Below are 11,757 nucleotides of genomic sequence, written 5' to 3'. Positions count from 1 at the left end.
TTTAATTTCTTTCAGAAAGCACATTTGTAATAATCTCGATTCCAGTTCTAATTTCTTCGATTGTTGCTGTTAATGGTGGTAGAAGTCTCACAACGTTTTCACCGGCTGATAGAACGATTATTCCACTGATTCTTAGACTTTTTAATATTTCTGAAACCCCTTCAGTCACTTCAATTCCTATCATGAAACCTAGACCTCTAATATCCTTTACATTTGTTAGACTGGAAAGATTCTTCTTTAGATTTATCTTTAAAAACTCAGCTTTTTTATTTACCTCTGTTAAAAATTCTTCATCAAATATCATATTCATGGTTGCAATCGATGATGCAACTGAAAGTGGATTTCCTCCAAAGGTTGTGCCATGGCTGCCAGGACCAAAAACATCTTTCAATTCTTTTCTACCAATAATAGCACCGATTGGAAGTCCATTTCCTAACCCTTTTGCAACCGAAACAATATCTGGTTTTAGGTCAAAATGTTGAAAAGCAAATGGCTTACCGGTACGACCAATCCCAGTTTGAATCTCATCGAGAATCAATAGGGAGCCATGTTGCTTACAAAGAGCTTCTATTCCATGAAGGAACTCTTCTGTAGCAGGAAAAATTCCACCCTCTCCTTGAATTACCTCTAACATAACAGCAGCCACTTCATCATTCATTTCTGACTCTAGTGCTTTTAGGTCATTAAATGGCACATATGTAAAGGTTTCAAGCATAGGGCCAAATCCTTTTTTTATTTTATCTTGACCTGTTGCAGACATTGTTGCATATGTCCGTCCATGAAAAGATTGGTTAAACGTAATGATCTTTTTTCTACCTGTTGCTTTTCTTGCTAATTTAATCGCCGCTTCATTGGCTTCTGCACCACTATTGCAAAAGAATACTAAATCCATTCCAGCAGCAGGGGCCAATTTTCCTGCTGCGATTTCTTGAAGTTCCACCGGAAATAAATTCGATACATGCCAAAACTTATCTAATTGTTCTTGGATTGCCTCCTGCACAACTTTTGGACGATGACCTAGGTTATTAACACCAATTCCAGATGTAAAATCCAGATATTTTTTTCCGTCTTTACCATATAGATAACTACCTTCCGCCCACTCGGGTTCAATTTCCCATCTACTATATGTTGGAAACAGATTGCTCATCATTTACTCACTCTTTTCCGATAATTTTCGTACCTTTCCAATTCTCACCATCATAGAAGGTTGATGTCCCAGAAACAATCATAACACTAGATAAGCCTTTATCGAGTGCTGACATGGCTGATGTCACTTTTGGAATCATGCCCCCATAGATGGTTCCATTTTCTATCAGCATTTCAACTTGTTTCTTTTCTAATGAATCAACCACTTTTCCATTAACCATAATCCCAGCTACATCCGTCACAAAAATACATTGTTCAGCACCGACTGACTGTGCAACAGCTGCAGCAGCATAATCTGCATTCACATTTAACTTTTGCCCACTTTTATGAATCGCAATGGGTGTAAGAACTGGGACAATCTCTTCTTGCATGATCAATGAAATGATTTTGTTATTTACAGATGTTATTTCTCCAACAAAACCTAATGTATCTTGATCTACGTAATCTGCCTGTAGTAAGTTAGCATCACTTCCGTTGATACCGAATGCCTGAAATCCGTTTTCCGTAAGTTTTTGAATTAATTTTCGATTCGTTAGCCCTGAAAGCACTAATTCAGCTATTTCTAATGTTTGTTCTGTTGTTTTCCTTAGACCATTGTAAAATACAGGCTCTACTTCATACAGGCTCAGCATTTTATTGATATCAGGTCCCCCGCCATGAACAAATATTAACTGATTTCCTTGTTCCTGTAGGTCTTTTAAGGATTTAAAGAAATCAGGCGTTAGTTCATCAAGGATACTGCCTCCACATTTAATGACTATTTTCCGCATTATACTTTCACCCTTACGTTCGATAATTTCCATTTATTTTCACATAGTCATAGGATAAATCACAGCCCCATGCTTTTCCTACTGCGTCCCCATAATGTAAATCAACAAAGATTTGTATAAAATCCTGTTGTAAATACTGAAGTGCCTCTTCTTCTGAAAATGGAACAGGAGAGCTTGATTTCAACATATCAATAGAACCAATGGCTACATCCACATCATCAGGGTTTAATTTGGCTTTTGTTTGACCAATCGCACTAATAATTCTTCCCCAGTTTGCATCCGTTCCAAATATCGCTGTTTTTACCAAACTAGAACCCACAATTTGCTTTGCAATCATTCTTGCATCAAGCTCGTTTTCCGCTCCCATTACCGTAACTTCAATGAGCTTTGTTGCCCCTTCTCCATCTTTAGCAATTTGCTTAGCAAGACTTTCACTTGTTAACTTTAACATGTTGATAAAAACAGGCCATTCTGGATGTTCTGGAGATAACGGTTCATTTCCGGCATTACCGTTTGCAAGGACAATCACTGTATCATTCGTTGATGTATCGCCATCAACGGTAATTTGATTAAAGGACGTTTCTGTTACTTCTCTTAATGCCTGCAAAAGAGCTTCTTGTGAAACTTCAGCATCCGTAGTAATAAAGCCTAGCATCGTTGCCATATTCGGATGGATCATGCCAGAACCTTTTGCTGCTCCACCCATTGTTATTGTTTTTCCATTTATTTCGGCAGTATAGCAACATGTTTTCATTGTAGTATCCGTTGTAAGGATTGCCGTCTGAAAAGCATCGGCATGGTCTTTTGATGAAAATGGATTTAACTTTTCAATTCCGTTTCGTATTTTCTCCATCTCTAGATTGACTCCAATGACACCAGTAGAACCAATAGCTACTAAATGTTCTGGTAGATTAAACTTTTGCGCCACTAGTGTTCTTGTTTCATAGGCATCCTTTAACCCCTGTTCGCCCGTACATGCATTTGCACAACCACTGTTCACAATAACGGCTTGAATGCATCCTGTGCGAGAAATGCTATTTTGTGTTACCTTTATCGGTGCTGCTTGAAATTGATTCGTTGTATAAACGGCGGCAGCAGTGGCTGGTACATTACTAAAGATTAAGCCTAAATCTTTTTTCCCTTGTTTGATCCCTGCTTCTATTCCATCCGCTGTAAAACCATTTGGCGATAAAATACTACCGTCTTTTATTTCTTTAATTTTGCAATTAGATACTGCTTGCACACTCATTTCCCCCTTCATATTCCGCACCGGGATTTTTACCTTTTAAGGGTACATTGGAATAAAATCAATTCCAGTTTTTTCATCAAGCCCATTCATTACATTTGCATTTTGAACAGCCTGACCTGCGGCGCCTTTCATTAAGTTGTCGATAACCGATACAATCGTTAATCTCCCTGTTCTTTCATCTAAGTGTAAACCGATATCACAATAATTTGATCCTGCTACTTCTTTTACTGCAGGAAATTGACCTAATGGTCGAATCCTAACAAATGGTGAATTTTCATATGATTGTTGATACAGGTCATAAATCTCATGTAACGTTTTTTCGTTATTTAATTGGACATAGATCGTTGCCATGATACCTCGAGAGATAGGAAGTAAATGAGTCGAAAAGGTAATTGTTTTCATACCTTTATTCCAAATATTCAATTGTTGTTCAATTTCTGGAATATGTTGATGTTCATTTACTTTATAAATTTTAAAGTTTTCCGACATTTCAGCCATCATATTCATTCTTGTCGGTTTTCTTCCTGCACCAGAAGTTCCTGATTTTGCATCAATAATGACAGATGAAGGAACGATCCAATTTTCTTTCACAATTGGTGCCAAACCAAGTAATGATGCAGTTGAATAGCATCCTGGATTTGATATCCACTTTGCATTCTCCACATGTTCACGATTCCATTCCGTTAAACCATACACTGCTTTATTTATTAATTGTTGTTGCGCTGGTTCATGCTTATACCATTTTACATAATCTTCTTGATTCTTTAGACGTAAATCACCAGATAAATCAATGACCTGTAAATCATACGGTTCAAATTGTGCTGCAAGTTGACTAGAAACACCGGATGGAGTTGCGAAGAAGACCATGTCGGCTTCCTGGGCAATCTTTTCTGGATTAATGGTTTCTAATGATTGATGATTAATATCAAATAAATGCGGATATTCCTTCCAAATAGGCGCATCGCCTCTCGTTGAGTGAATAGATTGTATATGAAAAACAGGATGATTATGAAGGATTCGTACTAATTCTATTCCACCGTACCCTGTTGTCCCGATTAAAGCTACTTTCATTTTATTTTGCCCTCCAAACAGAGAATGAATATTTAATCATTTTCTTTTATATTTATAAGTTTTATTTCTCTCATTATAAAAATATGTAATTATAAAATCAATGGTTTTTTACAAAAAATTATTTTCATACAAAACACTATAATTATAGTATAATATTAATCAAGAAGATGATTTTGTCCTTTTCATCTTTTAAAACCCTTTCAATAGATATATACTTTTATATTAGATGCAATTATAAAAATCATTTATGAATTGACACATTTGTTTTTATATTACAAAAATATTTAGCGGAAAAATATTTTCTTTTACGTGAAACATACTATGTGTAATACACTGGTTTATTCCGCAAAAAAGGTGGTTATTTTATGCAACCTGTTCAAGAAGTATCTAAAGAACTATCCCAATTGTTAGAACAACATATTCATCATGAAAGTAAAATAGAAAAGGGTAGTTTTTTATACCAAGAAGGCGAATCCGATTCTGAGATGTATATCATCCGCAGCGGGAAAATTAAAATAAGTAAATTAACACCTGACGGCAGTGAGCTTACATTAAGATTATGTTCCTCAAACGATTTAGTCGGTGAACTATCTTTAGGTTGCCCATCTTCCAAGCATAAGCTTAATGCAAAGGTATTAGAGGACGGAAAGGTTGCCGTTATTTATAAAAATGATTTAGAGAATCATCTTTTTTCAGATAATAAATTGGCAATCGAATTTATGAAGTGGCTTAGCACTCAAAACGAGATTACGCAAAGTAAACTTCGTGATCTCATCTTAAATGGAAAAAAAGGGGCTTTATACTCTACCTTAATTCGCTTAACCAATACGTATGGAAGTAAAACGAGTTCTGGCATCTTAATTGAGCACCCTTTAACCAATCAAGAAATTGCTAATTTTTGCGGTACATCAAGAGAAGTCATCAACCGTTTACTCAGTGAACTGCGTAAACTAGACGTGATTTCAGTTGATAAAGGGATTATTACAATACATGACTTAAATTATTTAAAAACTGAAATTAACTGCGAAAACTGCCCTTCATATATTTGTACAATAGGTTAAAAGAAAGGCTGATCCTTGCTTATTGCGGATCAGCCTTTTTCCATTGAATTTGTTGCCTGAGATAATCAATCAACCATTGTATTGCTTTACTATCATCACGTTGAAAGCAAACCATGTCTGTTTCTGGAAACTCGTCTTGATATAAAACAAGTTCTATCCCTTTTAATTTCTTTAAAAGTTCCGTATCCTTTTGATTTCGGATAAAAACAGCTTTTGGATAGGGTTCATGCTTATGACCTTCTATTAGGATCAGATTAGGCTTTATCATTGAAATGAGTTGGATTTGATCTGCTAGATCGGTCTCACAGTTTTCTATCTGTAAAAGTAGCCGCCCTTCCCCTTCAACTAAAGAGGCTAAAGCACCTGCTGTAATATGACTGGATGAATCCTTTTTCTCTACAATTTCAGGTTTACCTCCATGTCCATGGTGCTTAATCGTTGCCGTCCTGATCCCTAACAATTTTAATTTCGTTATTAAATGATTAATAAATGTGGTCTTTCCACTATTTTGATAACCCACGATTTGAAAAATGAATGGTTCTACCAAGGCCACGAGCTCCCAGTAACATCATCAAGTAATAACACATCCACTTCTTCTCCCGTTTCAAAACCTCGAGTTCCTCCAGGTAAAATAATGAAAGAGTTGGCTCCAGCCAAACTCATGACAATATTGGATTTATCCATACCATTTGGCTTTACAACAAGTCGCCCTTCTGATATTGAAACTGCACTCCTTACAAAACGGGTAAATGGATTGGCTTTAGGAAAATTCGCTTGTAGGATCGCAGATTCTTTTCGAAGATGCGGTTTGTCTGTAAATAGCATCTTTCTTATAATCGGTCTAGTGAATAATTCAAAGCCTACATAACAAGCAGATGGATTACCAGAAAGACCAAATAGTAATTTGCCTTGATGCTGTGCGACCGTTGTTACACTGCCTGGACGCATGGCAATTTTATTAAACAGGACCTCTGCTCCAAGCTTTTCATATATTTCAGGAAGTAAATCAAAGTCCCCTACTGAAACCCCGCCAGTTGTTATTAACATATCTACTTCAGGTAGGACTTTAGAGATGGCTTCAAAACAAGTATCGAGTTCGTCTGGTAAGTTTCCGTAAAAACGAGCTTCGGCACCAACTCGTTCAATTTGAGCCATGATCATATGTGAATTACTATTTCGTATTTTACCAGGTTGCAATGGCTCTTCAACATTTAATAATTCCGTTCCTGTAGCAAAAAGTCCGACGATCGGTTTCTTTGCTACAGGTACTTTAGCATATCCAAAAGTTGCTAACATCGCTTGAACACCAGGGTTAATGAAGCTCCCTTTTTGAACAAGGATCTCGCCTTCTTTTGCATCTTCTCCGCAATACGACACATTATCGCCTTTATTATAAGCTCGTTTAATGGTTATGTATGATTTCCCAACTTTTTCTGACTCTTTAGCTAATTCAAGCATGACCACAGCATCACTACCCTCAGGCATTTGCGCACCCGTCATAATCCGGATCACTTGGAATGGTCCAAGAGTCTTCGTACTCACGATTCCTGCGCCAATATGATCAATTACCTCAAATTCTACTGGATTTGAGAGTGCGGCTTCTTTTGTATCAACAGAGCGAATCGCAAATCCATCATATGGGGCTTTGTCAAATGGTGGTACATGATTTGTCGCAACTAAATCTTCGGACAAATATCGCCCATAGCTTTCATCGATTGAAACATATTCTACCGTGCCTGGTTTTTCATACTTCATAACCTTCCGTACTGCGTCACCTACTGAAATAGGCGTTCTTCTTTCAACCATATGATCTCTCACTCCTAAATACATCCTTAGTCATATTATAACGAATAAACATTTTGACAATCCTAACTTTTTTCCTCTAGACTATTTAAAGAGTCATGTTAATTTTGGATGGTTTAACAGAGCTTTCCTTTTTTAAAAAATGTTTATTCAGTGATAAATCTCACTTTTTAGCATTAATATGGAAAGAACTCCTTAAGAAAGGAGTTCTATCCACCAATATAAGACATTTCGATTTTCTTTCGATTTGCAACCGTTTCAGCAGTTCGTTCTTCAGAATATCGATCTGTTCGATCATGCCAAATTCCCATTACTCGATTTCGAATCTCTTCATCCGTTGCTCCATTGCGCATAAAATCACGAATATCATACCCATTTCCATTAAATAAGCAAGTGAAAACTTGACCATTAGCGGATAAACGAGACCTAGTACAAGTAGAACAAAATGCCTCTGAAACAGATGTTATGAATCCAACTTCAACACCATTATCTTTATATCGATAACGCTTTGCAACTTCACCATAATAATCAGGATAAACAGACTCTAGTTCAAAATGTTCTTTTAAGATATAATAGATCTCTTTTTTCGTTACCACATCGTCCATTTTCCAACCATTCGTGCTACCGACATCCATATATTCTATATAGCGAAGCTGTAGTCCTTCGTCTTTACAGAACTGGGCCATTGGAACAATTTCAGAATCATTGAGACCTTTTTTTACTACCATATTAATTTTAATCCCTAAGCCTGCTTCCTGGGCCGCTTTAATTCCTTTTAGTACGGGTTTCGTTCCAACGTTTCGACCATTAATTTCACCAAACAATTCATCTTTAAGCGTATCCAAACTAATGTTCACCCGTTTTAACCCTGCTGCTTTTAAAGCTTTTGCATACTTTGGTAAATAAACACCATTTGTTGTTAAAGCGATATCATGGAGTCCTTCAATAGAAGCAAGCTTTTCTACTAATAGAGGAATGTCTTGTCTTAATAAAGGTTCTCCACCCGTTAAGCGAATTTTCTCTACTCCTAGATCAATAAAGATACGTGCAATTCTCTCAATCTCTTCAAAGGAAAGTAATTCTTCTTTTGGCAAAAAAGCAAAGTCTGGGCCAAAAAGATCTGCAGGCATACAATATTGACAACGGAAATTACAACGGTCAATTACAGAAATACGCAAATCTCTTAGTGGTCGATCTAATTTATCTTTTACTAATTCTTTTGTCATGTAGTCAACTCCTTTAAAGAGTTTTAGTCATTTATTCAACAATAGTACAAATCAGATTAAATGTATATGGTAATTTAGACAATATAAAGAAACAAAGTCTTATATTAATTATATATTAAATGAATAAAACTATAAATGTAGTGACAATACTCACAAATTAACTACTCTAATACGTTATAAAAAGTTCAAACCTTCGGAAACTACCATTTTAAAATAGTGGAAAATTAAAGACACATAGAAGGTTAGGGTGTAGAATTTGCGAGGAAGTATACTCTATTTGCTATATAATAAAGAAACCGACAAATATGCCGGTTCTCTTAGATTTATCGTCTAATCAGGACGAATAAAAGATTGTTTCTATTTAAGGATTTGATATTAATCGTGGATCCCTAGTGCAATTTTTGCATATCTTGACATTCTAGATTTGTCCCATGGCGGATTCCAAACGATATTCACATTTGTAGCATTTACTTCCGGAATATCTTTTACTGCAGCTTGTACTTGATCCACAATAACCCCTGCTAACGGACACCCCATAGAAGTTAATGTCATATCAACGGTCAAAATCCCATCATCGTCCATTTTCAAATCATAAACTAAACCTAAATTGACAATATCAATGCCAATTTCAGGATCGACTACGTTCTCTAATGCACCCATAATATTATCTTTTAGTTCTTGTTCCATTTTCCAGTCCCCCTAATATTTAATCTAATCTATCATAACAAATCAAACAGAATTCTTTAAGCAAGATGCTGTTCAAACCATTCTACTGTTTTGAGCACACCTTCTCTACTTACCTTATGTCCGGATTTTTCATCGACAATAAATTGTAATTTTCCGGGTTCGTTCTTATAAAGTGGTTTAATCTCTTGGTAAAAATCATAAGTATATGTAAACGGAACAACTGGATCTTGCTTACCATGCCAAAATAAAAGTGGTCTTCCGTTTAACGCTTTTGGATTTTTACTTAAATCATAAGTGTTGATTTTAAGGAGTAGTTGATCAATTGCTTCCTGTGTTACAGGTAATTGAACACCTTTTTTCTTTAATGTTTCAAGTTGCCATAAAGCAAATTTTTCATACGATGGCATTCCCATTAAGCTAACTGCTGCCTTTACCCAATGGTATTGGGTTAAGGAACCTAGTGTGACAATCCCTCCCATCGATGTACCAACTAAGCCGATTCTAGATGGATCAATAAATTTCCGTGTCTCAAGATATTGACGAATCGTATCCAGTTCACCAATAGATTGCACCACAATTTCCCAAAAACGAAACGCTAGTTGTTCTGTACTAAGATTAGCACTACGTTCCCCATGATAAGCTGCTTCAGGTAAGACTACACGCATTCCCTTTTCTGCAAGTAAATAAGCATAATGTAGATTATTTTCTTTTGCACTTGTAAACCCATGTTCGAATATAACCAAAGGAAGTTGAGCATCGTAACGATCTTTTTGCGCCAAATGTAAAACAGGAATCTCATTCATATGCTGTTTTTCAACTAATATCAACTTGAATATCCCCCAAATCGTCTGTAAAGATATTTTTACAAAAAAAGATTATACTATTAATAAAATAGTATTAGTATTAAACCTACTTGAATACAATATCTGTTCATTCATCTCAAATTAAGTTTAACATGTGGACTTTTAATTTCCAAAAGGATTACACTTAATGCAAGCGATATTTAATAAAGGGGAGATAGCATGGCAGAAAAACATTTAATTGTACTGGATTTAGACGGAACACTGCTAAAAGATGATAAAACCATCTCAAGTAAAACAAAAAAAGTTCTTTTTAAGGCAAAAGAGGCAGGACATGAAGTCATGATTGCAACAGGCAGACCTTATCGATCATCAGAAATGTACTACAAAGAGTTAGACCTAAAATCTCCTGTTGTTAATTTCAATGGTGCTTTCATTCATCATCCGAAAGATTCTAGTTTCGGCATCCATCATTCTCCATTAGATATGTCAGTAGCCAAAGACATTGTTGATGCTTGTAACGATTTTGATTTTCACAATATCATTGCTGAAGTAATCGACGATGTTTTTATTCATTATCATGATGAGAAGCTTTTACAAATTTTTAGCTATGGGAACCCGAATATTACTACTGGAGATATACGAAAATTTTTAAATGCCTCCCCTACTAGTTTGCTCATTCATTCTGAGAAAGAACAGGTTAAAAAAATTCGACAACATTTAGCAGAGGTCCACGCTGAAGTGATCGAACAACGTAGCTGGGGTGATCCATTCCCTATCATCGAGATTGTTAGACATGGTCTTAATAAAGCGGTTGGGTTAAAAAAGGTGTCTCAATATTATGGAATTCCAAAAGACCGTATTATTGCTTTTGGGGATGAAGATAATGATCTAGAAATGATTGATTATGCAGGGTATGGCGTTGCCATGGGGAATGCGATTGATGAACTAAAAAACCTTGCAAATGACATTACTTATACAAATGAAGAAGATGGAATTGGTCATTACTTAAATGATCTGTTGAACTTGAAAGCTATTTAGAAGGAAAAACCAAAGCGACTTCGGAACGTATGGACTGCCATGCATAGGATGTACTGACATCGACGTTCGCCATAGGTCGTGGCGGTTTCAAGTCGATGTTGACGCAACCTTTGCGGAAGAAGCGGGAAGTCCACTAGGAGCTAGACATCAATCTAACTTCAAAGAAACCTTTTACCTTTTGGCTCAGTTATTTTTCATTGTTGATTTCGTGTAGGTAAAAGAATTCATTGGCGGAGAATTTCCGGCTAATGTATGTGTCGGAGGCTTTAGATGCAGATATAAGTGGAGATAAACCGTTTAGCCTTTCTGAATAAGACAAAATCCGAAGATTAGGATCAAATAATCAGAAAAATTTCCTTTATTCTTAGGAAAATATGAGTTTTTCCCCATTTAAACGGAATTTTACCGTTTATTTTTTCATACACAGTGAAACCGACATACGCCTTTAACACAGCCTAACTTTAAGGGAAATTCCATCTATTTCCATTTTATTATCACTATGACTAGCCCATACTATAACTGAAGCCAATGCTTCAATTACTCTTTTTGGAGGGGATTTGAATGGGTAAACGTAATAAATCAAAACGTTTTGTACAGCAAGGTGTAGATTCTGTCACGAAACATGCTGAACGTATCCCTTATCACATGACATATGCTGAAGCTGAAAGCTATAAAATGTCAAATGTGAAAGAATCAAATTCCATACTTGGAGAGGGCTTATAATATGAGTAACCGCTTATTTCAAGATGCTAGAAAGTTTGTCGAGGCAGCAAAAAATAGTTACTCAGAAGAAGCGCATTTAAAAGCGAAAAATGCGTTATCTTCAGCATATGCTAATTCTACAACAGCTGAAAAACAGCAACTCCAAGAACTGCAAAAAGAGTTAGAATCGCTACAATAACA

13 protein-coding genes are annotated in these 11,757 nt (G+C 36.0%); 4 read left to right on the top strand and 9 right to left on the bottom strand.

Annotated elements, in window-relative coordinates; genetic code table 11:
* Position 1 precedes the first annotated feature (1 nt).
* Genes Q5760_RS06365 through argC form a run of 4 tightly spaced genes read right to left on the bottom strand, consistent with a single transcriptional unit; the run spans position 2 to position 4,236 of the window.
* Positions 2-1,147 (bottom strand): acetylornithine transaminase, encoded by a 1,146-nt coding sequence (locus Q5760_RS06365; protein WP_428911364.1) that lies wholly within the window; start codon positions 1,145-1,147, stop codon positions 2-4.
* A gap of 7 nt (positions 1,148-1,154) precedes the next feature.
* Positions 1,155-1,916 (bottom strand): acetylglutamate kinase, encoded by a 762-nt coding sequence (argB, locus tag Q5760_RS06360; RefSeq protein ID WP_428911363.1) that lies wholly within the window; start codon positions 1,914-1,916, stop codon positions 1,155-1,157.
* Positions 1,917-1,929: 13 nt separating this feature from the next.
* A complete protein-coding gene (gene argJ / locus Q5760_RS06355; protein WP_428911362.1) occupies positions 1,930-3,165 on the bottom strand; it encodes a bifunctional ornithine acetyltransferase/N-acetylglutamate synthase in 1,236 nt (411 codons plus the stop codon).
* Between the two features lie 36 nt (positions 3,166-3,201).
* A complete protein-coding gene (argC, locus tag Q5760_RS06350; RefSeq protein WP_428911361.1) occupies positions 3,202-4,236 on the bottom strand; it encodes an N-acetyl-gamma-glutamyl-phosphate reductase in 1,035 nt (344 codons plus the stop codon).
* A 365-nt stretch (positions 4,237-4,601) separates the two neighbouring features.
* On the opposite strand from argC, the gene Q5760_RS06345 reads away from it, so the two are divergent.
* Entirely contained in the window at positions 4,602-5,297 is a 696-nt protein-coding gene (locus Q5760_RS06345; protein WP_428911360.1) for a Crp/Fnr family transcriptional regulator, read from the top strand.
* A gap of 19 nt (positions 5,298-5,316) precedes the next feature.
* Here the strand turns inward: Q5760_RS06345 and mobB are convergent, their stop codons facing one another.
* From mobB to Q5760_RS06320, 5 genes are all read right to left on the bottom strand, one after another.
* On the bottom strand, positions 5,317-5,844 hold the full coding sequence (gene mobB / locus Q5760_RS06340) for a molybdopterin-guanine dinucleotide biosynthesis protein B (protein ID WP_428911359.1): 528 nt from the start codon (positions 5,842-5,844) through the stop codon (positions 5,317-5,319).
* Entirely contained in the window at positions 5,838-7,103 is a 1,266-nt protein-coding gene (locus Q5760_RS06335; RefSeq protein WP_428912509.1) for a molybdopterin molybdotransferase MoeA, read from the bottom strand. Before Q5760_RS06335 ends, mobB begins: the two co-directional genes overlap by 7 nt.
* 206 nt (positions 7,104-7,309) lie before the next feature.
* Positions 7,310-8,326, bottom strand: coding sequence for a GTP 3',8-cyclase MoaA (gene moaA, locus Q5760_RS06330; protein ID WP_428911358.1), 1,017 nt, complete (start codon positions 8,324-8,326; stop codon positions 7,310-7,312).
* A gap of 375 nt (positions 8,327-8,701) precedes the next feature.
* Positions 8,702-9,013 carry a metal-sulfur cluster assembly factor gene (locus Q5760_RS06325; RefSeq protein ID WP_428911357.1) on the bottom strand — a complete coding sequence of 104 codons (312 nt, stop codon included), beginning with the start codon at positions 9,011-9,013 and terminating at the stop codon, positions 8,702-8,704.
* Between the two features lie 56 nt (positions 9,014-9,069).
* Complete coding sequence (locus tag Q5760_RS06320) at positions 9,070-9,840, bottom strand: prolyl oligopeptidase family serine peptidase (RefSeq protein ID WP_428911356.1); 771 nt, start codon at positions 9,838-9,840, stop codon at positions 9,070-9,072.
* A gap of 195 nt (positions 9,841-10,035) precedes the next feature.
* Between Q5760_RS06320 and Q5760_RS06315 the strand changes: the two genes are divergently transcribed.
* From Q5760_RS06315 to Q5760_RS06305, 3 genes are all read left to right on the top strand, one after another.
* Positions 10,036-10,854, top strand: coding sequence for a Cof-type HAD-IIB family hydrolase (locus Q5760_RS06315; protein WP_428911355.1), 819 nt, complete (start codon positions 10,036-10,038; stop codon positions 10,852-10,854).
* A gap of 561 nt (positions 10,855-11,415) precedes the next feature.
* Positions 11,416-11,577, top strand: a complete 162-nt coding sequence (locus tag Q5760_RS06310) for a hypothetical protein (RefSeq protein ID WP_428911354.1) — start codon at positions 11,416-11,418, stop codon at positions 11,575-11,577.
* Position 11,578: 1 nt separating this feature from the next.
* On the top strand, positions 11,579-11,755 hold the full coding sequence (locus Q5760_RS06305) for a DUF3813 domain-containing protein (RefSeq protein ID WP_428911353.1): 177 nt from the start codon (positions 11,579-11,581) through the stop codon (positions 11,753-11,755).
* Positions 11,756-11,757 lie beyond the last annotated feature (2 nt).

The organism is Niallia sp. Kr1, assembly GCF_050389805.1.
Classification (GTDB): Bacteria; Bacillota; Bacilli; order Bacillales; family Cytobacillaceae; genus Bacillus_BD.
The sequence above is the reverse complement of the archived record's forward strand: the minus strand, read 5'-3'. Positions and strand labels throughout refer to the sequence as shown.